22 protein-coding genes are annotated in these 24,297 nt (G+C 44.1%); 7 read left to right on the top strand and 15 right to left on the bottom strand.

What is annotated here, in order from left to right; translation table 11 throughout:
• Nucleotides 1-48 precede the first annotated feature (48 nt).
• The 3 genes from ybeY to IRJ18_RS18865 are packed head-to-tail and all read right to left on the bottom strand — an operon-like array spanning nucleotide 49 to nucleotide 4,284.
• A complete protein-coding gene (ybeY, locus tag IRJ18_RS18875; protein ID WP_194107843.1) occupies nucleotides 49-474 on the bottom strand; it encodes an rRNA maturation RNase YbeY in 426 nt (141 codons plus the stop codon).
• Nucleotides 474-896: an ATP-binding protein gene (locus IRJ18_RS18870; RefSeq protein WP_194107842.1), complete on the bottom strand. Its 423-nt coding sequence runs from the start codon at nucleotides 894-896 to the stop codon at nucleotides 474-476. The genes ybeY and IRJ18_RS18870 overlap by 1 nt, the downstream gene beginning before the upstream one ends.
• 1 nt (nucleotide 897) lies before the next feature.
• A complete protein-coding gene (locus IRJ18_RS18865) occupies nucleotides 898-4,284 on the bottom strand; it encodes a DUF4175 family protein (protein ID WP_194107841.1) in 3,387 nt (1,128 codons plus the stop codon).
• A gap of 368 nt (nucleotides 4,285-4,652) precedes the next feature.
• On the opposite strand from IRJ18_RS18865, the gene IRJ18_RS18860 reads away from it, so the two are divergent.
• The 5 genes from IRJ18_RS18860 (at nucleotide 4,653) to IRJ18_RS18840 (ending at nucleotide 10,559) form a co-directional block, all read left to right on the top strand.
• Nucleotides 4,653-5,480, top strand: a complete 828-nt coding sequence (locus tag IRJ18_RS18860) for a hypothetical protein (RefSeq protein WP_194107840.1) — start codon at nucleotides 4,653-4,655, stop codon at nucleotides 5,478-5,480.
• A gap of 258 nt (nucleotides 5,481-5,738) precedes the next feature.
• Nucleotides 5,739-8,576, top strand: a complete 2,838-nt coding sequence (locus tag IRJ18_RS18855) for a glycosyl hydrolase (protein ID WP_194107839.1) — start codon at nucleotides 5,739-5,741, stop codon at nucleotides 8,574-8,576.
• 30 nt (nucleotides 8,577-8,606) lie between these two features.
• Nucleotides 8,607-9,176 carry a Crp/Fnr family transcriptional regulator gene (locus IRJ18_RS18850; RefSeq protein ID WP_194107838.1) on the top strand — a complete coding sequence of 190 codons (570 nt, stop codon included), beginning with the start codon at nucleotides 8,607-8,609 and terminating at the stop codon, nucleotides 9,174-9,176.
• Between the two features lie 134 nt (nucleotides 9,177-9,310).
• Complete coding sequence (locus tag IRJ18_RS18845; protein WP_194107837.1) at nucleotides 9,311-10,048, top strand: SDR family oxidoreductase; 738 nt, start codon at nucleotides 9,311-9,313, stop codon at nucleotides 10,046-10,048.
• A 112-nt stretch (nucleotides 10,049-10,160) separates the two neighbouring features.
• The gene (locus IRJ18_RS18840; RefSeq protein ID WP_194107836.1) at nucleotides 10,161-10,559 is read left to right on the top strand and encodes an iron chaperone; all 399 of its coding nucleotides are present in this window, start codon (nucleotides 10,161-10,163) and stop codon (nucleotides 10,557-10,559) included.
• A 31-nt stretch (nucleotides 10,560-10,590) separates the two neighbouring features.
• Here the strand turns inward: IRJ18_RS18840 and IRJ18_RS18835 are convergent, their stop codons facing one another.
• The 11 genes from IRJ18_RS18835 to IRJ18_RS18785 form a co-directional block, all read right to left on the bottom strand.
• Nucleotides 10,591-11,919, bottom strand: coding sequence for a sensor histidine kinase (locus tag IRJ18_RS18835; protein WP_194107835.1), 1,329 nt, complete (start codon nucleotides 11,917-11,919; stop codon nucleotides 10,591-10,593).
• 3 nt (nucleotides 11,920-11,922) lie between these two features.
• Complete coding sequence (locus tag IRJ18_RS18830) at nucleotides 11,923-12,600, bottom strand: response regulator transcription factor (protein ID WP_194107834.1); 678 nt, start codon at nucleotides 12,598-12,600, stop codon at nucleotides 11,923-11,925.
• A gap of 6 nt (nucleotides 12,601-12,606) precedes the next feature.
• Nucleotides 12,607-13,485, bottom strand: coding sequence for a hypothetical protein (locus IRJ18_RS18825; protein WP_194107833.1), 879 nt, complete (start codon nucleotides 13,483-13,485; stop codon nucleotides 12,607-12,609).
• 21 nt (nucleotides 13,486-13,506) lie between these two features.
• Nucleotides 13,507-13,842: a hypothetical protein gene (locus IRJ18_RS18820; protein WP_194107832.1), complete on the bottom strand. Its 336-nt coding sequence runs from the start codon at nucleotides 13,840-13,842 to the stop codon at nucleotides 13,507-13,509.
• Nucleotides 13,843-14,059: 217 nt separating this feature from the next.
• Nucleotides 14,060-14,878, bottom strand: coding sequence for an FAD:protein FMN transferase (locus tag IRJ18_RS18815; protein WP_194107831.1), 819 nt, complete (start codon nucleotides 14,876-14,878; stop codon nucleotides 14,060-14,062).
• A gap of 277 nt (nucleotides 14,879-15,155) precedes the next feature.
• Complete coding sequence (locus tag IRJ18_RS18810) at nucleotides 15,156-15,968, bottom strand: SDR family oxidoreductase (protein WP_194107830.1); 813 nt, start codon at nucleotides 15,966-15,968, stop codon at nucleotides 15,156-15,158.
• Nucleotides 15,969-16,071: 103 nt separating this feature from the next.
• Complete coding sequence (pafA, locus tag IRJ18_RS18805) at nucleotides 16,072-17,733, bottom strand: alkaline phosphatase PafA (protein ID WP_194107829.1); 1,662 nt, start codon at nucleotides 17,731-17,733, stop codon at nucleotides 16,072-16,074.
• A gap of 220 nt (nucleotides 17,734-17,953) precedes the next feature.
• The gene (locus IRJ18_RS18800) at nucleotides 17,954-19,054 is read right to left on the bottom strand and encodes an acyl-CoA dehydrogenase family protein (protein WP_194107828.1); all 1,101 of its coding nucleotides are present in this window, start codon (nucleotides 19,052-19,054) and stop codon (nucleotides 17,954-17,956) included.
• A complete protein-coding gene (pnuC, locus tag IRJ18_RS18795; protein WP_194107827.1) occupies nucleotides 19,051-19,704 on the bottom strand; it encodes a nicotinamide riboside transporter PnuC in 654 nt (217 codons plus the stop codon). The genes IRJ18_RS18800 and pnuC overlap by 4 nt, the downstream gene beginning before the upstream one ends.
• A gap of 23 nt (nucleotides 19,705-19,727) precedes the next feature.
• Nucleotides 19,728-20,498: a hypothetical protein gene (locus tag IRJ18_RS18790; protein ID WP_194107826.1), complete on the bottom strand. Its 771-nt coding sequence runs from the start codon at nucleotides 20,496-20,498 to the stop codon at nucleotides 19,728-19,730.
• A gap of 80 nt (nucleotides 20,499-20,578) precedes the next feature.
• Complete coding sequence (locus IRJ18_RS18785) at nucleotides 20,579-21,586, bottom strand: aspartate-semialdehyde dehydrogenase (RefSeq protein ID WP_194107825.1); 1,008 nt, start codon at nucleotides 21,584-21,586, stop codon at nucleotides 20,579-20,581.
• Nucleotides 21,587-21,847: 261 nt separating this feature from the next.
• Here IRJ18_RS18785 and IRJ18_RS18780 point away from each other — a divergent pair, with 261 nt between their 5' ends.
• Nucleotides 21,848-22,528, top strand: coding sequence for a hypothetical protein (locus IRJ18_RS18780; protein WP_194107824.1), 681 nt, complete (start codon nucleotides 21,848-21,850; stop codon nucleotides 22,526-22,528).
• A gap of 79 nt (nucleotides 22,529-22,607) precedes the next feature.
• Here the strand turns inward: IRJ18_RS18780 and IRJ18_RS18775 are convergent, their stop codons facing one another.
• Nucleotides 22,608-23,081, bottom strand: a complete 474-nt coding sequence (locus IRJ18_RS18775; RefSeq protein ID WP_194107823.1) for a DoxX family protein — start codon at nucleotides 23,079-23,081, stop codon at nucleotides 22,608-22,610.
• A gap of 175 nt (nucleotides 23,082-23,256) precedes the next feature.
• On the opposite strand from IRJ18_RS18775, the gene IRJ18_RS18770 reads away from it, so the two are divergent.
• Nucleotides 23,257-24,276 (top strand): LLM class flavin-dependent oxidoreductase, encoded by a 1,020-nt coding sequence (locus IRJ18_RS18770; protein WP_194107822.1) that lies wholly within the window; start codon nucleotides 23,257-23,259, stop codon nucleotides 24,274-24,276.
• Nucleotides 24,277-24,297: the final 21 nt, after the last annotated feature.

Here is a 24,297-nt window from a genome sequence, read left to right as displayed (position 1 = left end):
AATGGTTTTAATGATATACGTATAAACTAAACAAAAGGTGGCCGCAAGTTATAAACTTATTTTAGCCAGATACTTATCTTCCATTTGTGTCATTAACTTTTTACTTGCCGCGCCTTTGTCCTTATAGCCAAGCAGGTGCAATGCGCCATGTATCATCACCCGGTGAAGTTCGGTAGGTTCGGGGACATCAAACTTTTTAGCGTTCTCCCGCGTGCGTTCTACCGAGATAAAGATATCGCCTACGATTACCTTTTCCTGTTCCGAGTTGTCAAACGTAATAATATCGGTATAGGTATCATGGTCAAGATACTCCTGATTGATGCGCAGCAGGTAAGCGTCAGAACAAAAAATGTAATTCAGTTCGCTCAGCTTAAACCCCTCGGCAACAACGGTATCTTTTATCCACTTGCGGATAGCTGCTTTATTTTTCAGCGTGTATTTAATATCCTCTTCAAAAAAGCAAATGGCAGGCATTAAATTTTAAAATGAAGTTCAATTTCGTTACCCCTATCGTTAAACACGCATTGGTCGGCCAACTGTTTAATAATAAATACACCTCTGCCTGTTAAACTTTCCAGGTTTTCCGGAGCGGTTGGGTCGGGGATATGGTTAGGGTCAAAGCCCGGCCCCTCGTCAGCAACAGTCCAAACAATGCGGCGGCCATCCACTTCGGCGTTAACGATCACCTTTTTTTCAGGGTCGTTATTGTTGCCATGCATAATGGCATTGTTAACCGCTTCGCTTAAACAGGTCATCATATTGGCAAAGGTATCTTCAGATACCTGGTATTTATCTGCTATCTCTTCTATCAAAACTTCCAGTTGCGCAATGCTATCCTGCTGCGATGGCAGCTGCAGGGTAAAAAGTTCGGTAGTTGGGAAGTTTGGTGCTTGCATACTATTTTGCATTAAGTTGATCAAAATACGATTTAATTTTTTGCTTATAATACAAATTAAGTGCCGCCGGTACTGTTTTAATTTGTTCAGTTTGTTTGGCCTTGGCTTGCTGGTAGTTTTGCAGGGCTTTTATATAACCCGGGGGGATATCCTTGCCGGCATGGCTATCGCGCTTACTATCCTGTTCACGTTGCTGCTCTGCCTTTTCTGCTTCTAATAGCTTAACCTGTATTTGCTGTTGTCTTTTTATCGACTCTTCAGTTATTTTCCTGTTTACGAGATCGTTCTCAGTTTGTTCCATTTGTTTAGCAATTTGTTTCAAATCACCTAACCCATTTCGGCCGTCTTTGTTCTCTTCCTGGTTAATTTGTTCTATTTGCTGGCGTATATCCTGCTGCTGACGGGCCATGCGGGCCAATTGTTCGCTTTGGCTTTGATGCTGGCTCTGGCTCATATTATTGCCTTGCTGCTGCATTTGTTCGCGCATTTTTTGCATGTTCTGGTTCAGTTGCTGCTGTTGCTGACTTAACTGTTGCATACTGCTTTTTTGCTGCTTTTTACTTTTGCCGCTTTTCGAGTTTTTCATTTGGTCCTGCAAATGGTCAAGCGCGTCGCTTAGCATCAGGGCCAGGTTGTTCATGCTCGTCATGGTGTATTGTTGTTCGCGGTTGGCCTCGCCGGTGCGGCGGTCGCCTAAAAAGTCAAGCGCTTTATCAATATGGTCGTTTATACTGCCTATTTCGGTATTTACGGTAGATTGTATCTGTTGGATCCTCCGGCTCAGCGCATAAAGCGAATCTTCCGCTGTTTTAAGGTTATCTTTAATATCCTTTTGTTTTTGCGCCAGGGTAACATATTTAGGGTCGCCGGGGTTAGTAACGCGCAATGTTTGCATCACGTTTTCCTGGTCGAACGAGCTGTTTACCAGCGATTTTAACAACTGGCGCAACTGCTCGGCATCCACCTCGTTTTGCTGGTTCTCGCTTTCCTCCTGGTTCTTCTGCATTTTTTGCGCCATCTGCTTCATTTTATTGGCCGCCTGCTTTTGCGACTTGGAAGCCTTTTGACGCTCATCTTTCTTAATTCCTTCTTTGCTATCGTCCATATCCTGCTCCACACTTTGCTTTTCCTGGGTGGAGTTATCAAAATTGGTTTTCTCTTCCAGTTGGTCGTCCTGCTTTTTCAGTTCGTCCATGGTTTTTTCCACCTGCTTAAAATCCTGCTGCAGTTTATCCTGTTCTTTTTGCAGGCTTTCTTTATCCTGTTCTTTTTGCAGGCTTTCTTTGTCCTGCTGTTGTTGCGCCTTGTCGGCATTTTGTTGTTGCTGCTGGGTTTTATCGGCCAGTTTTTCCTGCTGTTCGGCCAGTTTATTTAACTGGTTAACCGCCTGGTTTACCTTTTGGTCAAACTCCAGTTTCTTCATCAGTTCATTCAATCGGCTCAGCTCGCGCTTCATGTTGCGGTTCTCGTTCTGCATTTTGTTTACCGCGTCGCGGGTTGATTCCTTGCGCTCCATTTCCATTAACTGGCGCAGTTTTTCCAGCATTTCCTCGGTCTTGGGGTCCAGTACGTTTTTCAGTAACTCGTCCATTTGCTTTTGCTTCTCGGTAAGTTCCGGGCTTTGCTGCTGGTTTTCCTGGCGTGTCGTCTGGTTCTTTTTATTTTCAGCCTGGATATCTTTTATCAGGTCGTTCAAATCTTTCCGTTTTTGCAACAGGTCTTCCACCTGTTTCTTCTCATCAAAACTGAGGTTGTTTTTATTCAGTAGCAGCTGATTTAGCTTCTGCGCCTCTTTCTCCAGCTGTCCGGCAATTTTTATGGCCGACATCATTTTCTGCTTCACCGCCTGCGATGACGCGTTCAGCTGATCGTTCAGTTCCTTTTCGGTCGGCATTTTTACATTGCGTTCGGGCGTGCGTGCGTGTTTAGGCCCCGATACCGCATCGTTATCGGCCACATCAAAATAGTAACTGATCTCGTCGCCAGGCTTAGTGCCCAGTTCCTTCATATCCCAATAGTAAAAGAAATCGGACTGTGTTTGACTCAGATCGGCTTTTACGCTTTTGGTGATGGTCTTTTCGGTGGTATTAGCGCCGGGCTGACCAACCTTGTAATGGAAAGTGAGCGAGGTAAAACCATGGTCGTCCTGTATGCGCCCGGTAAAGTAGATAGCCTTTGAACTTACCGAGTCGGCTTTTTCTACAGCGGCAATAACCGGCAATTCATCGGCAATTACGTTAATGCGGTAACTGGCCGAATCGCCGCGGGCCACGGTATTGCTTTCGGGCTTTAAAGAATAAATACTGTTGTGGCTGATGCGTTCTGTGTGTTCGAAAATGCCATTATTCCCGTTACTGATAGGCATTGGGTTATTATCCAGCGCAAACACAACCTTATCGGCATTTTGGGTGTGCAGCTGCCATTTCACTATAGTTCCGGCAGGGATGGTCAGATCGCCGGCGTTGATCAGTTTTTCGTCTTTTTTATGCAGGTAGCCCGGGTATTTCAGCTCCACATCAAAGTTCAGTAGCGATGGCTTCAGGTTCACCTTAATTTGGTATGGCTGGGAATAGTAACCATTAGCGCTTAACCTGAACGTGGTGCTTTGCTGCAAGTTGCTAAACAGGTAGTGGAAGCGCGCCAGGTTTTCTTTATCCAGTTTGAAAGTGTTGCCGTTGGTTTCCACATACACATCGGCGGGGATCTTACTGCCGGTCATTTTCAGGTCAAGCTTCAGGTCTTCGCCCTGCACGGCGCTCAGGTTATTGTTCAGCACCACAAACTGGAATGGCGCCAGCGGGGCATAATATTTATTATGATGAATTAAGCGCTTCGTACTCTCCGTAAGGATAGAAGGCGCGGCCAGCAGCAGGATACAGATAACCCCGGCGGGGGCGATAATGTATTTCAGGTATTTATTGTTCTCGCGCAGGTTTATAGCCGATGGAAAGCTGACCGGTTTTAGTGTGCCGATCTTTTGATTGATACTGGCCTCTATCAGCTGGCGATGTTTGGCATCCTGTTCGGAAAGTTTTTTTAATTGCAGGGTGTTCAGCAGCTTATCGCTTACATCGGTAAAGTGCTTGCCGATAATCTCGGCGGCTTCATCATGCGTAAGGGTCTTGCCCACCTGCAGCCAGGCCAGCAGCGATGGCACCACCAGCCAGAACAGCAAGCCCAGGTTCAGCAAAATAAAGGCGTAGAACAGGATGGTGCGGGCAATGGTATTGAAGTTAAAAAAGTATTCGCCCAGGGTAATTACCACGTAGGCCGTGAACAAACCAGCGCCCAAAAAGATCAGTCCCCGCAAAAGATTATTGAGATAATATTTGCGGATGAACACATTGATCTTACCGATAAGAAAATCGTAATTGTTTGCTGAGTCCATACCTGATACTAAGATAGGAAGATATTACAGGTAACGAAAATTTTGGGGGAGAATTGTTTGGGGACGGGTATTTTGGTTGATAGTGGCATATTATTGTTCACAATGACAATGTGGGGGGCATTGCGAGGAACGAAGCAATCGCGAACTATGCCCACTGTTAGCGCACGCGTGCGCTAACAAACGGGGAAAATTTTAAGGAGAATTGTTTGGGGGGATGATCATAGTCGTCAGATGTTGTTAGCACACATGGAACGCGTGCCGGCAAGGATCGTTTTCGTTATCTAAAAAGCCCGTTACTGTTGCGTCCGTGCCGGGGTGGCCAAAATCTTTAACAATTAATACTATCTTAGTTTATGCCAATACGCGCTATGAAAAAATCAGTTTTCAGTTTACTAATTCTTGTTGCATGGTTATGCGGAAAAGGATATAGCCAGACTATTCCACTGGAAAGCTTTAAAGAAGTTACCTTGCCTGTTTCGGGGAGTAAGGAGATTTATGCGCTAAATAATAAACCTGGTCAGGAGTTTGCCGTAACTTTAGTAAAAGGCAAGCTGATGATCACCAAAGCTACTTACTCGCCGGTTTTTGAATACCCATTGCCTGAAGGCAGGCTTTTAGGTGTTAACCAGGGTGAGTGGGGTGGCGGGCTGTACTACAAACTTAATGACACCACGATAAAGGACATATACGTAAATGGAGATGCCCGGAAAGCTAATACCCCCGGTGACCCATTTAGGGGTGGTTTAATGATACCCGAACGTAATCCAATAACAAAACTAATAAAAGGTACCTTTTTGATTAAAACAGGAAATATTCAAAAAGTATTTAATTATAAAGACAGCCTTTATACACTGGAAGGATTAGCGCATATGGGCCTTAGTTTTGGCTCTATCAGTAAGCTTGATATTAAAGGAAATAAAATTACCGGATCCCTTCGGTTAAAGTTTGACGACGCGCCATTCGGCTTCGCAATTTATAAAGACGATATTTACATGGCTACGCTGAATCGTTTCTATGTTATTCATAACTGGCGTGAAGAATTAATTTTAGATCATTTATTCTGGAGCTATTTGTACCCCAATTCCGTCGCGGTAAAAGACGCTAAACATATTTATGTTGGGATGAGGGCGGGCTATGCGATGATCGATGCGGAAAACAAAACAGTTGTTTTTTATCAATACACGGGAAATAATTAGAGCCTCCCCCTTGCTGGCTCCAGGTGTACTAATTAGCCAATCTTCCCTAATCACTACAGGACAGCCCATGATAGCCTGTATCATAAATGTGCATTAACTTGCGTAAACCAAATTATACAAACCATTTAAAACAAAAGGAAACAAATTTCGAAAGATTGCGTAACCCGAATAGCTGTGTTTTGCTATCTTCGTTATTAGCTATCCGTGTAAACAAACGCGACGTGGTTCTTTTGCTTTTACCATTAACCAATAGCCATTATGCCTATTTCCAGAAGAGAATTTGTTAAGCTGAGTTCGTTAGCGCCGCTGGCGTATGCCTCGCCATTTCCAAAAGGATTGTTTGGCGATCTCAATATTGCCCCATCGGCTAACGCCCTGTACCAGGCGTTTAAAAACCCCAATAATGCCGCGCGCCCGTTTGTGCGCTGGTGGTGGAACGGCAACCGGGTTGTGGAAGCCGAATTGCTGCGCGAACTGGATATGTTGAAGGAAAAGGGCATTTCGGGTGTGGAAATTAACTCTATTGCCTTCCCGCCGGGTGATGATGGCATGGGCTATCAACCGCACGACTGGCTGGGCGATGAATGGATAAAAATGCTGAAGGTTACGCTAAAGGGCGCCAAAGAGCGCGGCATTACCTGCGATATTATTGTTGGCTCGGGCTGGCCGTTTGGCGGCGAGTTTTTAACCCGCGATGAACAGATACAGCTTTTAGCTTTAGGCACGCAAACATTCACGGGGCCAAAGCAAGTCACCGTTAAAAAAGCCGACCTGCTGGTCGATATGGACGCGCTGATGACCTACAAAAAGGGTGTGATGGAATTGACCAGCCTGCGCCTGGCCCCAACTAAAATGGAGGTATTTACCCCGGGCATTAACCTGAATAGCGAGACTGGCAAAGATGAAATTACTTTCAGCGTACCCGAGGGTGAACATGTGCTGTATTACAACGTAAAGCTTACGGGCTATACCGCGGTAACCAACGGCGCACCGGGTGCCTCAGGGCCAGTGCTGAACCACTACAGTAAGCCGGCTGTTCAGCGATATTTAGACCGGATGTCGGACGCACTGAATACAAAAATAGGCCCTATGGGCGATTACTTCCGTTCGGTGTTTGTGGATAGCCTTGAACTGCGCGGCAGCAACTGGTGCGATGATATGCTGGCACAATTTAAACGCCGCCGCGGCTACGATTTGGAACCCTACCTGCCTTTTGTGATGTTCAAGATCAACAAAAAAAGCACCTACAACGGCAATTTGGAAATAAGCGATAACCCCGGCTTTTCGGTACAGGTAAAGGACGACCTTGCCCGCGTACGTTACGATTTTGAAACTACCCGGCTGGAGCTTTTTAACGAGCGCTTTTTGCAAACGTTTATTGAATGGTGCCGGAAGAACAAAGTAAAATCGCGCGTGCAGGCTTATGGGCGGGAATACTACCCGCTGGAATCGGCCATGCAACTGGATATACCCGAATGCGAAACCTGGCTGAATACCGATGTAGGTACCGATTTAGGCGAAAACACCTGGAAGGTAGGCCGCGAGTACCGGCCGGTCAACAAGTTTGTCTCGTCGGCAGCCAGGCTTACCGGGAAGCGCCTCATCAGTTGTGAAGAAATTACCAATACCGCCGTGGTATTTAACGCCACACTCGAACGTATAAAAGTAACCGGCGACCAAAGTAACCTTTCGGGCGTAACCCATTCTATTATACATGGCTTTAATTATAGTCCTAAAGAGATCCCGTTCCCTGGCTGGGTGCGCTACGGCACGTTCTTTAACGAACGTAATACCTGGTGGCCCTACCTGCGCAGTTGGATAGATTACAAGGCCCGCCTCTCGGCTATTTTCCAGGCGTCAGACCTGCAATCAGATATCGCCGTGATGTTCCCGCATGCAGATATGTGGTCGAAATTCGGCCTGCAGTACCAGCAAGCCCCGTCGCTGGTTTATCCCGAATATGCCAACAACATTTGGGAAGCTATTCACCAAAACGGCGGCGGTTGTGATTATATTAACGAAAGCATCCTGCAGCAAAGTAAATTCAGCAACGGGGCCTTGCATTATGGTCCGCGCAGTTATAAAACCTTACTGCTGGCCAATGTAGAATCCGTTGACCCGGCGACTGTTACCGCACTGAAACAATTCGCAGCCGCCGGCGGACTGATCGTTTTCATAGACAAAGAGCCAGTGAAAAGCTATGGCTTGCAAAACCATGCAGGTAAAGACCAGCAGGTAGCCCACGCTATGCAATCGCTTAAAAAAGCTTATCCTAAAAACGCGGTTAACTTCCCCGCGCCGGGCGATAAGATCATCAACTGGTACGCCGATATGCAGGCTAAATTCAATATCGTGCCGTTTGTGAAGTTTGATAAACCGGTGAACCATGTAAGCCAGAACTATTACAAAACCCCCGATGCCGATATCTTCTTCATTACTAATTATAGTATCGAAAAATCGCACCAGTTTACGGCAACCTTCAACATTAAAAACCGTACCGCCTGGTTATGGAATGCTGAAACCGGCGAAAAATTATTGTATCCAACCGATGGCGGCAAAAATAAGCTGAAGATAAACCTCGACCCAGCGGAATCCGTCCTGATCGTTTTCACGGATGATACCCAGGGCCAGCATTTCGCCATGAGGAAAGTCGCCAGCCCTAACCCCAAAGCCATTGACGGGCCATGGAGCATAACGCTGGAAAAGGTGTACGAAGTGCCGCGCAAAACCGAATTTAAAACCCTGATTGATTTTAAAGACGATGCCGAATTGAAAAGCTTTGGCGGCGTGGTTTATTACGAGCAAACGTTCAACGTCAGCAACCCGAAAGATTACCACTCCATCGATCTTGGAAAAGTGGCCGGGATATCTGAAGTAACGCTTAACGGCAAGCCGCTTGGTTTTAAATGGTATGGCAAGCATATTTACGATACTAAAAACCTGGTAAAGCCCGGCGCTAATACCATCAAAATAAAAGTTACAACAGTATTGGGCAACTATGCCAAATCATTAAAGGATAATAAAGTTGCGGACCGGTGGACAAAAATCCAACCGTTATATTCGGCGGGATTATTGGGTCCGGTTAATTTGGTTTAGGATTAAATTGCTTTTGCAGATATTTGGGCAATGGATAACCAATTGATCAAGTATCTGCAATTGTTGCATCCGCTTACCAAAGCGGATATGGAGCTAATTGCCGGATATTTCACTCCCCAAACGTTTAAGCAGGGGGATTATTTGTCCAAGCCGAATAAAGTAGCCCGCGAAATGTTTTTTGTGGAAAGCGGAGTTATCCGCATAGGGTCAATCAATGAAAAGGGCACCGACCTTACCCATTATTTTTATGGCGAGAACAACTTAGTATCCATTTTGCATAGCTTTAACGAAGATGTACCCATGCCGGCTTTTATACAGGCCTGTACTAACGCGGAAGTATTAACCATTAGCAAAAGCACGCTTCAACAGCTATACCAGCAACTGCCCTTTTTAAAACAGGTGATAGACCAGCAAAACCAGCAACACCTGATTGAAAAAGTAAACGTCCACAACCTTTACCAGGGTGAAGACGCGGAGAGCCGTTATCATTTATTTGTATCTCGAAACCCCAATATTGTATTGCGTGTAGCACTAAAAGAGATTGCATCGTACCTTGGCATTACGCCACAATCGTTAAGCAGGATTAGGCGGGGAAGGTAATGGATGAGGACGATCAATCATTGGAAGTTATGACAATAGTGGCTGATGAAATTAAAATATGAGTTTCGTTTTTACCATATGTTAAGCGCCGCGGGGTTTTAAGCCCGCACTTTTGTCCTGTTAAAACAAGACAAATGGAAACAACAACTAACAGATCATTACAAAACAAAAGGGTGATTATATTGGGTGGAAGTTCAGGTATTGGACTGGCCACCGCTAAAGCCGCCTCGGCCGATGGGGCCAGTGTGATTATTGTGTCCGGCAATCAACAACGGATAGATAGCGCCTTAGCCGAATTACCGCCAACCGCCACGGGCTATACCATAAACCTTAGTCATGAATCCAACATCAAAAGCTTTTTTGAAAACATAGGCAAATTTGATCACCTGGTATATACCGCCGGAGAAAATCTCACGTTAAACAACATTGCCGAAACGGAAATAGATAGCGTAAAGCCCTTTTTTAACCTGCGGTTTTGGGGCGCTTTCGCGGCCGTAAAATATGGTTCGCCGTGGATTAATCCCGGCGGGTCTGTTTGTTTGACAAGCGGCATTGCCAGTTTACGGCCGGGTACCGGCTGGGGCATAGCAGCTAGCATCTGTGGCGCGGTGGAAGGCTTTGTTAGGGCCATGGCAGTAGAGTTGGCTCCTATTCGTGTTAACAGTGTAATGCCTGGCGTGGTGCGTACCAACCTATGGAATAGCATGGAAGCCGCCGACCGTGAAACACTATACAATACCGTTGCCAATAAGCTGCCCGTGAAACGTATTGGCGAGGCTGAAGATGTGGCCCTTGCGTTTATTTATTTAATGAAGCAACAATTTGGTACCGGCCAAAATATAATAGTTGATGGCGGTACGGTTTTAGTATAAAAGCAAGTAAATAATTCGTTTACACTAAAAACACGAACCTCCGATTTGTCAAGATCGGGGGTTTGCACTGTTTGCAGAAAGGCTTATCTTTAAAATCAAAGACTCTAATGCCATGGCCAAACCACAAAACCACGATGAGTATATCGCTAGCTTCCCAACACCAACCCGCGATCTGCTGCAGCAAATGCGGGAAACCGTACAGCAGGCCGCGCCTGACGCCGTTGAGGTAATTAGTTATAGCATGCCCGCTTTTAAGCTGAATGGCAAAATGTTAATTTGGTATGCAGGGTACGAAAGACATATTGGTTTTTATCCCGGCTCATCGCCCATCATTGCATTTCAAAAAGAGATATCAGAATATAAAAACGCCAAGGGTTCGGTACAATTTCCCTTAGATAAACCCCTGCCTGTGAGCTTGATCTCGCGGATGGTTCAGTTTAAGGCTGATGAAATAACACAGAAAATATCCTTGAAGCAACCCACACGTTCCCGTAAGCTTAGTGCAGGATAACAGAGTCTGAACTTGCTGTGTGACACCTTATTTAAACCCCTACCATTGCATCCGGGAAGGTCAACTCAAATGTACTTCCGATGTTTTCTTCAGATGTAATATTGATATGGATTTGATGAAAGTCGGCGATGGATTTTACAATAGGCAGGCCCAGGCCAAAGCTATCCTGTTCTAACGACTGGCGGAATTTTTTAAAGCGGTTAAAAATGTGCGGCAATTGTTTAACGCCAATGCCAATACCCGTATCGGCGACACTTATCATAAACCCGCCCTTCACCGGCTGACCGTTGATCGTAATTTTACCCCCCTCTTTATTGTATTTAATGGCATTATTTACCAGGTTAAAAAATAGGTTGAACAGTAAAAATTTATTAACGCCAACAAATTTGGCATCAGCCGGCACATTTATAACACATTCAATATTTTTATCCTGAAGACGGATAGATATTTCGTCATAAACATCCTGCAGCAATTCGTTTATCCCTATTGTATCCTCTTTCAAAAACTGATCGTTTTCAATTTGTGATATTAATAGCAATGTTTTGGTGATCGTTTTAAGGCGGTTTAATATGCGCTGCATTTCCAGCAGGCGTATCTTCGTTTCATCGGCTACATCATCCTGCTCAAACATGTTCTCTATCTTCGATTGCAGGATAGATATTGGCGTCATTAATTCGTGCGATGCGTTGGAAATAAACTCCCGCTCTTTCTGGAAGGTACGCTCAATCATTACAATCATTTCGTGGATGCTCATGTCCAGGTACTCAAAATCTGTAGTGGTGGTCTTTACCTTTTCGTAAGCTCCAAAATTGGGGAATTTATGGCCGCGGAGCTTTGTTTTAATGATCAGGCCCAACGGGCGTAATACATAGTTAGAATAAACCATGTCGGCCATAATAGTCAGCAATATCATGCCCAGTAAAACCTCCAGCGCAATATTTTGCAGCGGGCCGCTGGTTTCACCAATAGTAGCTAAGCTTTTACCTACTTCAAGCAGGTAATTTCTTTTATCAACTTTAAATGTATGACTTAAGATACGATATTGAATGGTGTCGCCTTCCACAATACGGCGTTCGTTGGCTATTGTATCTAAAAATTTGCCAGCCGGTACAGTATCCAAGCTCACATATTCTTCTTTCAGCAAGGTATAACTACCGTAAGCCTCATCGTTTTGTATGTAGTATTTTATGCCTTTGCTGTGTACCACCTGCAACACCTTTTCGCGCTGTTTGCGCAGGCGGTTATCGGTATAGTTTTGGTTAATGCTTTTAATAAGCTTAGGCAGCAGCGCTACAAAAAGCAGCACTATTACCAGTTTAGAAACGGTATTGAATAATGTAAGTTTAGTTTGAAGCTTCAATACTTACAGGTTTATCCGGTAGCCTAAACCTCTAACGGTTTCCAGCCAGTCGGGAGATTCGTATACGTTTAATTTTTTACGGATATTTTTAATATGCGCATCAATATAATTGCTATCGTAATCATCATTAACTACGCTGCCCCATATATGCTCGCTCAATTGCGGACGGGTAAGCGTACGGTTTTTGTGCAATATCATGTAGCCTATCAGGTCGAATTCCTTTTTAGTGATGCTGTTTACAAGTGTGTTATTATAGGAAATGGTACGGTCTGTCAGGTCGATAACAAAATTGCCCAGCGATACCAAATTATGTTTAATGCCAAATTTGCGGCGCATAATAGCCTGCATGCGGCTCTGTAATTCCAGCAGCGAGAATGGCTTGGGTAGATAGTCGTCGGCCCCCATATCCAATCCCTTAATACGGTCGTTCAATTCGGCACGTGCGGTAAGGATCAGGCATGCAGCCTCGGGATTGCTTTGCTTTGCTTCTTTCAGCAGGTCAAGGCCATCGTAATCGGGCAGGCCCAGGTCAATTAATATAAAATCATATTGGTTAGTGCCAATCTTTTCAGAGGCTGTGGCACCATCATAGCATGTTTCGCACAGGTAATTATTACCCGACAGGAATATCTGCAGCTCGCTGGCTAATGCTTTTTCGTCTTCTACAATTAAAACATTCATGTCTTGTTAATAAAAAAGGTAATAAAATGTCAGGTTAAAAAATACTTCCTTGTGGTTTTTCAGCTGGCCTTCTACGTTTACCGGGATAGAATATTTGGTGGCAGCCTCTATAGTGTAATGCGGCCGGTTGTAAGCAATAGGTAACTTAAAGCTATAGTTTAACACGTTAAACTGTCTGTTGGCATGAGCGGTAAGCAGGTTATCTATATCGTGCCCAAAACCCGTTTCAGGGTTAGGGTCCGATCGTTCATCGTCCGAATAGCGTTCCACAAAGTTCTGTGTGCCCAATATCATGCTAATGCCGGGGGTGAAAGACAGGTAATCCTTATCATCGAAAATACCAAACTTGGTTTCATAATAACGGGTAATGGCAGGCGTAACAAAAATATCGCTGGCCTTGCCCCATAAATAGTCAAAGGCTACGCTGGTTTTAAACAACTTCCAATTATAAGTGTTTTTTATATCGATATTGTTATTTGATAATGATTTGATTATCTGCGCATTGCGATTAAAAAAGAAGTGACTGTAACTGGCTGTTCCGCTAAGGTTTTTGTTAATATGATATAAATACCCGGCGCCCACATCAACCTCATCTAATGTTGGGTACGAGCCAGATACCTTCCAGATGGTACCATAGGCAAAGAAACCCGATTTAGCATTGTATACCATATCGGCAGTGTAATAACGGTAACGTTTAGGACTGGTACGCCCGAAGAAACTGGCATCGCTGCCTGCCGTTATTCCTAACGATAAGGATTGCTTATGTATAATTGTATCAGTATCAATCTTAATCCTGTCATGATCGATCCGTATGTTCATTAGCTTAATTGCCGAATGAGCGTTCAGATAAAATATAGTTAAAGCAAGGGCACAAATGTACTTCATTGGGTTTGGGCTTAATTATCCTTAGTTATCATTTCGTCGCGGTATTTCCGGCGGGCGCTCCATACCGTCAGGCCTGCGCTGACGTTTGGCTTTTTCTTTTGTAGCATCGCCTTCCTCCACCTTTTCAGGCTTCGATTGTTTTTTTGGCTTAGGCACTTCCTTTACCTTTGGGTCGTTTTTAGATGACGCTTTAAGTGTTTTTATTGTGTCGGAAATACTGTTGTAAGCCTTTTCTGAAAATACCGGCCCATAGGACAACACAATAGCATGTTCATCCCGGCTTTTTTTTGTTTTAGCCGACAACAGACATGGTGCGGATGCCAATAAAAAAACAATATACACAAACCACTTTATCATGAGAAACCGCGCGCACTTAAAAACATGCTGAAATTAAATAATTACTATTTGTTGGGATAATTTTTAATGATTTTTTGTCCTCGTTTATTGTAAAAAAATCAATGGTGTTTAATCAAAACAGCGCACCATTAATAGGTAAGTATTAAGGGTAACGCTGTTCATATTATAAATAGGAGGGGTCTTTTATTAATCCGGCCAGGCCAGATCAGTTTATATTTTAGCTTAAAGCATTCATAAATTTCGAAGCAAACATCTGGTTGTATTCGTCAACAAATACACAGGCCAGTTGCTGCAGGCGGTTAACCAAATCGGTACCTACCTTAATACCCAGCATATTTACGGGCGTTGTCATGGCGCCGGCCAATTCGGCGCTGGTGCTCATTACGCACACGCTGTTATTTGCCTTGTCTTCACTACGTTTTACCGAAGTAGCCACCGCCATATTACTAATATTAAAATCAGCATAAGGTTTCATGCGCTGGTCCGGGTCGGCATCGCCTATGGTCCACTGCCTGCCATCGGGTTGCAGCCCCCAGGTAATCAGGTCGCCGGCAGCATTAATCACACCGCTGCTCACACCTTCCATTTGCAAAACATATTTGGCACGGTCGGCAGCATAACCTTTGGCAATACCACCAAAGTAAATGCGCATACCTTTTTCTTTTAAAAATACGGTGTTATCGGCAGCGTTAAGTTCTACCTTTAGATACCCCATGTTGGTACCATAAGTAATATCAAAGGCACCCTGTGTAAGCCCGGCTATTTCAAGCGACCGTTCTATCAGTTTAAAAAGTTCGCCATTAATTTTTACGGGAGCAACGCCAGCGTTGTGATTAATTAGGGTTGCCTGGCTATCGGCACCAAGTGTAGTTAGCAGTTTATCAACACGTTTTATTTCTGCTACTGCGCTTTCTATTCGTTCCTCGGCCCAATAATTATTGGCCGCTACCACACTTATCTCAAACGGGGTACCCATTAAATTCACATGCTTTTTGTGAACCAGGTTATTGCTGATTATACTCTTAACGATTTGCATACCAAAATCAGATTAAAATACCTATAACGCTACCCCAATCACAACTGAACCCTTGGATAATCAGCATGATATATTCGAAAATAGATGAGTATCATGAAATTAAGATGAAAACCGCGAGTTAGAAGTGTTTTTAACACTATTTAACCTGGTAACTTTTTTACGCTAATTAACGGTGTTATTATTGCCCATAGCCTTAAAAAACAAGAGAGACGCAAATGGCGTCTCTCTTAGGTAGGCGAATATTTTAAGGCCCCTATTGTCGAAGGGAAATAAGTACTTACACCCCGCTATTCACAGCAAAACCACCATCCACGTTTACTACTGTACCGGTAACAAATTTAGATGAATCACTTAGCAACCAAAGTAGCGCGCCTATCAATTCATCGGGCTCGCCAAAGCGTTTGAATGGCGTTTGCTTTAATACCAGGTTACCACGGTCGGTATAGCCGCCATCGGGCTGGGTTAACAATGTTCGGTTTTGCTCGGTCAGGAAAAAGCCGGGCGCAATAGCGTTCATGCGCAATTTATCGCCATGCCGGTTAGCCATTTCTACCGCAAACCACCGGGTGTATGAGTCGATAGCCGTTTTGGCCAGGGTGTATCCCAGCACCTTGGTGATAACCCTTTGCGATGCCATGCTTGATATATTTACAATACTGCCTTTACCGGTTTTCACCATGGCCTCGCCAAAAACCTGGGTTGGTATCAAAGTGCCCCAAAGGTTCAGTTCCATTACCTGGCGCAGGCCATCCATGTTTAATTTAAATACATCGGCATCAGGCTGAACAACACCACCGGGCATATTGCCGCCGGCGCCATTTACCAGTCCGTCTATCCTGCCAAATGCAGCTAAAACCTTATCGCGGGCAGCTATCAGTTCTTCCTCTTTCATTACATCGGCTACCAGGGCAATGGCTTTGCCGCCTGCGGCTACAATTTCGTCAGCGCGTTCCTGCGCAATTTGTTGGTTCCGCCCCAAAATGCCTACCGCACCGCCTGCTGAAACAATGCCTTTTATAAAAGCCCCGCCTAAAATGCCGGTGCCGCCGGTAACTATAATTACTTTATCCTTTAATGAGAAATCTTCCATTTTTTATTAACTGGTTTATAGGTAAGAGAATTAGGCAAAGCAAATAAAAAAACCGCATAACATTTATAAAATGTATGCGGTTTATTCAACTTTATTAGCTCTTTTAGTTTTTTAACAGGTCGGTAATCGGTTGTCCGATAGCGCCGTTAGGTGTTTGAATGTGCAATAGCGCGGCCACAGTTGGTGCTATATCCGTTGTATGCAGATCACTATAACTGGCGCCCGGCTTAATATTCCAGCCCATAAATATTAGCGGAATGTGTGTATCATCGGGGTTCCATTCGCCATGGCCTGTGCCTGTAGGGCCAGCCTGCAAATAACCCGCGTTAGGGATAACGATAACCGCACCGCTACGTTTGTAATGATATCCGTTTATCATTTTTGTGCGCACAATTTCGGGTATGGCTGCATCGTTTATTTTATCCATATCGGCCGCAAACAAGTTGTTAGGATCCCGTTTCATAAAATCCACCGTGACTGCTTTTATAGCCTGATAGTCAAGTTTCTGACCTTCAATTTTCGGCACATTAAAATTCACCGCATATTCTATTACCGACAGCACCAGGTTATCTGCCTTAAATTTTTTCTCCAGCATTTGGTTTAACTTGTTTTTATAGTCGACTTGTTTCCAATACCCGCCAGGCTGGTTATGCGCTTTTGCAAATTCAACCGAATGGGTGGCCCCGTGGTCGGCGGTAAGAAAAACCAGGTAATTGCCTTTGCCAACTTTAGCATCAAGGTTGCTGAAGAATGCGGCCAGGTCCTTATCTAAGCGTAAATAGGTATCCTCGGTTTCAATAGCGTTTAAGCCAAACATGTGACCCACGTAATCGGTAGATGCGCAGTTAATGGTCAGGAAATCGGTAGTCCCGTTATTGCCCAATTTATAAGCATCAATAGCAGCTTTTGCAAAATCAAGCGTAAGCGTGTTGCCGAACGGGGTGCTGCGGATGGTAACGTGGCGGTTCTTATAAAGTTCGGCTATTTTATGCGGAAATGCCGTGTTGGTTTCGCCTGCAAATTTGCCTTCCCAAATTGAATTATCAGCACTGCTTTGGATATAGGTTGGTATTGGATAAAGCGGGTTCCAATCGTTAGCGGTCAGTTTTTCTGGTTCGTTAGCGTTATTAAAATTGTTCACCCAGGCAGGAAGTTGCTGCATGTAATAAGTACTGGTAATAAAGCGACCGGTTGCATCGTCAAACCAAAAAGCACCTGTAGGTGAATGGCCTGCCGGAAGGATGCTTGCCCTGTCCTTTAAAGAAACACCCACCACCTTCGACCGGAAGTTGGTGGCCAGCATCAATTCATCTGTTATGGTAGATGCTAACAGGTTACGCGGCGACATTTTACCCTCTTCGGATGCTGTGCCCACGCTATTCACAGTGCTATCGCTCACGCAGTAAGCGGCTTTGCCCGTTAGCTGGTCAACCCAGTCGTTACCGGCAATGCCATGTATAGCCGGGACTGAGCCGGTAAAAATAGATGAGTGCCCTACCGCAGTAGCCGAGGGCAGGTAATTGATGGTAGTATTCTCGCAACGAAAACCTTCGTTTAACAAGCGTTTAAAGCCGCCTTGCCCATAACGTTCGTAATAACGGTAAAGGTAATCCCAGCGCATCTGGTCTATTACAATCCCTACCACCAGTTTGGGGCGGGGTACGGTTTCAGTAACCGGGGTTGCAGTTGCTTTCTTTTTGTTTTGTGCCGAAATGTTTGCGGCAATAAATATACAGGAAATTAATAGCAGGTGTCTGAGCCTCATAATGGGGTATGTGGGTTTCGTGTAATGGCAAATATCAATAATGAACTTTAATTTGCAATGTGATTTTTTTGTTAATATAGGATAAAGATGAAGTCTGTTTATACAAATAAAGTAAGTATATCTTATTACCCAGCTTTCAAAAATAATGTTTTATAAAACACTTTGAAATTTATTTTAATAATAATCGAAACAAATCGAAATGTCTACCAACAAAGGAGGATTACTCAACAAAAGTGAGCAGGGCATGCTGCCCAGCAGTATGGATGTCCCGCCATACGCGGTTAATCTCTGTATCGGGGGCGGCAGCTATTAATCCGCAGTATGGATAAAGCTTATCCACCGCACTACGTGAGGTAATGGCTAACTGGCGGCTGGTTTTGGTAACTGCCCTTAATTCATTCGCACAATTGTTCAGTGGTTTTTCCCACGATACATCCACGGCTTTAAATAGTCCATCACGGGTAAATTGTAACTCATCGGTAGTTGATTGCAGCAACTCTCTTAATAGCGTTCTTTGCCCATCGGTGAGTTTAGGCAGCTTAATGCGCTCTTCAAACACATCCTTGCAAAGATCGACAAAGTGCAAGGCCATTCCGGAAAGATTTACGGCCAAAGTTGCCTCAGCCAGTTGCAGGAAGGGGTATTGATATAGTTTAGTGTCGACTTTGGCATAACCGGCATCGATATGAAAACTGCGATTGGCGCGTATAACCACATCCTGCATTTCAAACGAGTGGCTGCCAGTAGCTATCATGCCTATGTATTTCCAGGTAGGCAGCAAACTCACATCTTTCCTGTCGATAATAAATGGCAATACCAATGGTTCACCATCAGGTCCAGATACGGTTTCACCGTTCTCTTTAATCAGGCAATTAGCTGTAAAATGCGTGGCATGATAAGCCCCGCTGGCATATTTCCAGGTACCGTTTAGCTTGTAGTAACCATCAATTAGCTCAGCCGTGCCGCTTACCGCACCGCTGCCTGCCAGGCATAATCCGGGTGTACTGTATATCTGTTGCGCTACCACTGGCTCCATAAAGCCCCCGAACCACCCTGCCCCACAGCATAAGGTAATTACCCAGCCAAAGCTGCCATCGGCCCAGCTAATAGCTTCTTGTAAACGAACCAGGTCAGGCAGTGAAGTTTCCAGCCCTCCATAAGCTTTTGGTACCAATAGTTTAAACCACTGTTGCTGATAAACCAGCGCTAATTGCGCGGGGTGCAATTGACCTAATCCTTCAGCCTCGGGTGCGTTATCGCGAATGACGGCGAGTACTTCGGGACTGATAAATGATGAAGGATGCGGGGCTTGAAAACTCATAAAGAAGCCCCCTCTAAATCTCCCCCGGAAGGGGAGACTTTGCTTCTATCCTTCTTCCAAATTTCCAGCCATTGGTAAAAACCTGCAAATGCTACTATAAAAAGGAAAACAGTAAGCAAACCAAACAAAGCCAGCTTTTTATAGAATAATAAAGGGATAGCAAACAGGTTAGATACATTCAGCAGTATCCAGTTTTCCAGCTTGCGCCGTGCCAGCAGCCACATACCTGCCCAGGCGGTGGAAGACACCCACGAATCCCACAGTGGCACGTTTGATTTGGTGTAATTTTTCAGTATAAAATACAACACTGCCCAGCCCACAAAAACTATCAGCAGGGTAATCACCCACTCGCTGCGGGTGGCCCAGCTAATTTTCACCGGTGGTTCATCGCGTTTTTTTATCCAATACACCCAGCCGTAAACACTCATTACCACGTAATAAACATTCAGCGCCGATTCGGCATATAAGCCGGCTATTAGCAATACGTAAATACTGATGAGCGTACCGGCAATACCTGTAGGATATAACCATAAATTGTTGGCCTTAGCCAGCAAAACTTCAGCAACGCTTAAAATCACCGCGGCCCATTCCCAAAAAGTAGTTTGCTGGAACTGGTTGGTTAAAAGCTGTATCCAGGGATGTAAATTCATAAGCGGGGTAAAGGTAAGGATAATCAGCTTTTAACCTTCTCAAAATATTTGCCGGTGAATTTATAGGTGATATATTTTTTTGTTGCTCTATTATGTTGTGTAACCAATGGCATATAGATAATACTTTTTACGCTATCATATTTAATGTCCGCATCAATATCATCGTCGGTTTTGGAAAGATCATAGTAGTAAAATAATTCGTTAGTTAGGCCATTTTTAGTTTTGATAAGCTTAGTGCCGACAAGTGTGTCTTTTTTAATCTGAAATATCTCTAATCCTTTTACAATATCTTTCGAAGAACCAATTGTCAAGAATGTAACTAAATAATAGGATGTTCCATTTGAAGTTAAAGTGTATATTTTTCTATAGTTAGGTTGATCATCACCTTCTACTTTATAGGGAGTGAATGAAGCATATACTTTTGCCCTTTCTTTATATTGAAACACATTTTGGAAAAAATGCATTGTACCTCCTGTTTCTGTATCCCAGGAATATACCCTTAACAAGTTATCGCTCGATGTATTGATATCGACATCATTTTTGATCAGGGAGTGAAAAGGGGCATAAATAGTATAAGGATATTTTGAAGCGTAGTTTTGAAGCTTCCTGCCAAAGCGATTATTAGCTTCAAATAATGAATCAATGTTATTAATGGTTGTGTCTTTGTTATTCCACCTCCAATAATCAATCTTTTTAAAAGATTTCAGTAAATCTGCTTCAATCCTTTTTGTGGTTTGAGCAAATAAACCGTTAACACTAAGAAAGAGCACACAAACAAGAATCACTTTTTTCATTACAAATGAATATACACCATAAAAATAGGGATAAATCTTTCGACTTATCCCTAAATATATCATGTTAAACTAATCTCTAATTACGCTTCCACCGTCTGACCGATCAGGTTTTTAGCTACCAGGTACTCGGCAATTTGCACGGCATTAGTGGCAGCACCTTTGCGCAGGTTATCTGACACTACCCAGCAGTTCAGCGTGTTTGGCTGGCTTTCATCGCGGCGGATACGGCCTACAAAAACATCGTCCTTATCGTGCGCGTCAAGCGGCATCGGGTATTTCAGGTTGGCTACGTCGTCGGTAACTACTACACCGGGCGCTTTGCTTAAAATATCACGCACTTCAGCCAGGTCAAAATCGTTGGCAAACTCAATATTTAATGCCTCAGAGTGGCCACCCATAACCGGGATGCGTACTGTAGTCGCTGTTACGCGGATACTGTCATCGCCCATTATTTTTTTGGTCTCTTTTATCATTTTCATTTCCTCTTTGGTGTAACCGTTTTCGGTAAATACATCAATATGAGGCAATACGTTCAAGTCTATCTTGTAAGGATAAGCCATAGCGCCCTCAATACCTTTGCGCTCGTTCATCAGCTGGTCAACGGCTTTAACACCAGTACCTGTTACCGATTGGTAGGTTGATACCACCACGCGTTTTATCTGGTATTTATCGTGCAGGGGTTTTAAGGCTACTACCATTTGTATGGTGCTGCAATTTGGGTTGGCTATAATTTTGTCTTCGGCTGTTAAAACATCAGCGTTAACTTCGGGCACTACCAATTTTTTGGTCGGGTCCATGCGCCAGGCCGATGAATTATCAATAACAGTAGTACCGGCTGCTGCAAAAAGCGGCGCCTGTTCTAACGAAGTACTGCCACCGGCCGAGAAGATGGCCACATCGGGCTTCTGCTTAATCGCATCGGCTACTGAAACAATCTTATATTGCTTACCCTTATAAGTGATTTCCTTACCAACACTTTTTTCGGATGCAACGGGGATCAATTCTGTTACCGGGAAGTTGCGTTCTGCAAGAACTTGCAACATTTTAGTGCCTACCAGTCCGGTGGCGCCTACTACTGCGACTTTCATTGTTTTTTACTATCTATTATAAAATAATTAATTTTTGAACTTCAAATATGCGAAAAATTTAATCAAATCCTCTAATATCTACCAAATTAGTATAGAATATTTTAAAAATATTTTCCGGCGCTTTGTAACATATCGGCTACAACCTGCGTCTATTCACCCAAATTGCCCGGAGATGGCGGCAGGTACCCCGCCATTTCAGCAATTCAATACATTATTTATTTACTATAAAAACGGCGTGATGCCGTCTTTAATTTTAACACAATGAAAAACAAATTTTTAACCTTAATCGCAATCACTGCACTTTTTTTCACCGCTTGTAAAACCGATAATGCCGTAACGCCTGTAGCCGAAGAACCCAAACTGGGCGATACCTACCAGCCTTTCACCAGGGACTCTAAATGGGTATATTACAGTGTCACCCACATCCCGGGCACGTTCAATGAAACCAGGATTGAAACAAACACCATTACCATGAATGGTACGCCTTACATATTCGATCAGAAGGAATACCATGTAGCTAAATCATCAAGCACACTCGATCCTAGTTTAACCGATGTGTTTTTTGGTTTGAATAATGGCGTATATAGCACCCGCGAGACAGACGATGCCAGCGGCCAATCGTTTGAAATGCCTTATTTGAATCCTGATGTTGCCTCGGGCACAAGTTGGATCACCACTGTAAATCTTGTTGGCGTGGCTACTCAAATGCAGCTTAAAACCACCGTGATGGAAAAAGGCATTAGCCGACTGGTTAAAGGCAAAAATTATGAGAATGTAATACACAGCCAGATTGAAGTGCAATACAAGATCAATAATGCGTTTCAAACCATGTTTTACTATGATTTTTATGTAGCTAAAGGCATCGGTATGATTGCTTTTTACACCCGTACCCCCACAGCCGACCTTACGTCCTCTGAACTAACAAGCTATACCATTAAATAGGTCCGATAATCAGTTCCCGGCCGGCAATGTTTTGGAGCCGGCCGGAGGCTGTTGCATGTTAAATGTATTATAACCGGTTTCACGAATATTTTTTGTTATGAAGTAACCAATCAACAGACAAGGTGCCTGCACCGGTAAGCGTAAGTGAAGCTAAACCAGCTATATATAATAAATTAACTTCAAATCCTGGCGGGCCAAATAAAGGCCCATGTGGCGTTAACCCAATTGTTTTGATACTGCTAAAACCATAGTTGATGTGGATAGTGAACATAGCAACCAACATGGTTAAGATTAAAGGGACGGCGACTATACTTGTAAATAAGCCTAAAAATATAGCAAGTCCGCCAAAAAATTCAACCAATGGTACCAGCCACGAATTAAAATGCGGAAAGGGCACGCCAATTTGGGTAAGAAGTTTCTCAAACCCTAAAGGGCCCCGGCTTAACTTAGCCCATCCGTGCGCCATAAACCCATAACCAATAATTAGCCGCAACAATAAAGGGGCGTATTGATCATATTTTTTTTGCAAAGGGGAAAACTCTTTTTTAACCATATAGATTTGAATTTATCCCTCGGTCGTAAAAGGGCTTTAAACCTTACAGGATAATTGTACTTATAGTTAATATTTAAAGGCCTTTTAAACAAAGTCATTATCACCCTACTGCCATAATCCATCTCCTGACAAACCATCCACAACTCCTTGGCTACATTTGGGTTCATTTAATGTTATGAATACAAAAAACATTCGCCTGAGTGTGTTAGATCAATCTCCCATACGTAAGGGGGCTACTGCTGTACAGGCGGTTCAGGAAACTATCGAACTGGCTAAATTTACCGAACAATTAGGCTATACCCGCTATTGGGTAGCCGAACATCATAACACCGGCATATTGGCCGGCTCAACGCCTGAAGTATTGCTGGCACACCTGGCCGCTCATACTAAAACCATGCGTATTGGTTCGGGCGGGGTAATGCTGCCTAACCATAGTGCGTTAAAAGTAGCCGAAAGCTTTCGCCTGCTGGAGGCCTTAGCGCCGGGCAGGATAGATTTAGGTATGGGCCGTGCGCCGGGTACCGACCGTATTACAGCCAGTATTTTAAACCCCTCGAACCAATTCCGCGAACAGGATTTTGTGGAGCAGTTAATGGATCTGCGTAATTACCTGCATGATACTGCCGATCCGGGCACTATTCAGCAAAAAATACGCGCCATTCCGCAGGTTGATACTGTGCCTGCGCAATGGTTGTTAAGCAGCAGCGGGCAAAGCGCTTTATTTGCCGCACATTTTGGTATGGGTTTTTCGTTTGCGCATTTTATTAACCCGGTGGGCGGGCCGCAAGCAGTCCTGTTATACCGCGACAGATTTCAGCCATCAGATGACTTGCCCGAACCTGAAGCTAACATGGCAATCTTTGTGTTTTGCTCGGATGATGCGGAGAAGGTTGAACAGCATAAGGCTATAATGGATGCGCGCTTTCTGCAGTTTGAAAAAGGGTTAATAACACCATTATCATACGCCGATGTGAAAGACTCAATTTACACTGATGCCGAACAGGACCGTATCCGCTACAACCGGCAACGGTTAGTGGCCGGTAACCCCCAAATGGTTACAACCCGGTTAACACAGTTGGCCGAAAATTATGCCATTGACGAATTGATGATTGTAACAATTTGTGAGCATTTTGAAGATAGGCTGCGAAGTTATGAGTTGCTGGCGGGGATGTTTGGGTTAAGGGACGCGGAATAAACCATCTTCTTTCCTATATTA

The organism is Mucilaginibacter boryungensis, assembly GCF_015221995.1.
GTDB classification, from domain to species: domain Bacteria; phylum Bacteroidota; class Bacteroidia; order Sphingobacteriales; family Sphingobacteriaceae; genus Mucilaginibacter; species Mucilaginibacter boryungensis.
This window is presented reverse-complemented; position numbering and strand designations above follow the sequence as displayed.

Bases quoted from the DNA above. Each gene is read 5' to 3' on its own strand.
- IRJ18_RS18825 (WP_194107833.1), bottom strand. From the start codon at position 13,485: ATGAAGTACATTTGTGCCCTTGCTTTAACTATATTTTATCTGAACGCT.
- IRJ18_RS18870 (WP_194107842.1), bottom strand. From the start codon at position 896: ATGCAAGCACCAAACTTCCCAACTACCGAACTTTTTACCCTGCAGCTG.
- IRJ18_RS18850 (WP_194107838.1), top strand. From the start codon at position 8,607: ATGGATAACCAATTGATCAAGTATCTGCAATTGTTGCATCCGCTTACC.
- IRJ18_RS18815 (WP_194107831.1), bottom strand. From the start codon at position 14,878: ATGCAAATCGTTAAGAGTATAATCAGCAATAACCTGGTTCACAAAAAG.
- pnuC (WP_194107827.1), bottom strand. From the start codon at position 19,704: ATGAATTTACATCCCTGGATACAGCTTTTAACCAACCAGTTCCAGCAA.
- IRJ18_RS18810 (WP_194107830.1), bottom strand. From the start codon at position 15,968: ATGGAAGATTTCTCATTAAAGGATAAAGTAATTATAGTTACCGGCGGC.
- pafA (WP_194107829.1), bottom strand. From the start codon at position 17,733: ATGAGGCTCAGACACCTGCTATTAATTTCCTGTATATTTATTGCCGCA.
- IRJ18_RS18785 (WP_194107825.1), bottom strand. From the start codon at position 21,586: ATGAAAGTCGCAGTAGTAGGCGCCACCGGACTGGTAGGCACTAAAATG.
- IRJ18_RS18845 (WP_194107837.1), top strand. From the start codon at position 9,311: ATGGAAACAACAACTAACAGATCATTACAAAACAAAAGGGTGATTATA.
- IRJ18_RS18790 (WP_194107826.1), bottom strand. From the start codon at position 20,498: ATGAAAAAAGTGATTCTTGTTTGTGTGCTCTTTCTTAGTGTTAACGGT.
- IRJ18_RS18865 (WP_194107841.1), bottom strand. From the start codon at position 4,284: ATGGACTCAGCAAACAATTACGATTTTCTTATCGGTAAGATCAATGTG.
- IRJ18_RS18855 (WP_194107839.1), top strand. From the start codon at position 5,739: ATGCCTATTTCCAGAAGAGAATTTGTTAAGCTGAGTTCGTTAGCGCCG.
- ybeY (WP_194107843.1), bottom strand. From the start codon at position 474: ATGCCTGCCATTTGCTTTTTTGAAGAGGATATTAAATACACGCTGAAA.
- IRJ18_RS18780 (WP_194107824.1), top strand. From the start codon at position 21,848: ATGAAAAACAAATTTTTAACCTTAATCGCAATCACTGCACTTTTTTTC.
- IRJ18_RS18820 (WP_194107832.1), bottom strand. From the start codon at position 13,842: ATGATAAAGTGGTTTGTGTATATTGTTTTTTTATTGGCATCCGCACCA.
- IRJ18_RS18770 (WP_194107822.1), top strand. From the start codon at position 23,257: ATGAATACAAAAAACATTCGCCTGAGTGTGTTAGATCAATCTCCCATA.
- IRJ18_RS18840 (WP_194107836.1), top strand. From the start codon at position 10,161: ATGGCCAAACCACAAAACCACGATGAGTATATCGCTAGCTTCCCAACA.
- IRJ18_RS18830 (WP_194107834.1), bottom strand. From the start codon at position 12,600: ATGAATGTTTTAATTGTAGAAGACGAAAAAGCATTAGCCAGCGAGCTG.
- IRJ18_RS18860 (WP_194107840.1), top strand. From the start codon at position 4,653: ATGAAAAAATCAGTTTTCAGTTTACTAATTCTTGTTGCATGGTTATGC.
- IRJ18_RS18800 (WP_194107828.1), bottom strand. From the start codon at position 19,054: ATGAGTTTTCAAGCCCCGCATCCTTCATCATTTATCAGTCCCGAAGTA.
- IRJ18_RS18775 (WP_194107823.1), bottom strand. From the start codon at position 23,081: ATGGTTAAAAAAGAGTTTTCCCCTTTGCAAAAAAAATATGATCAATAC.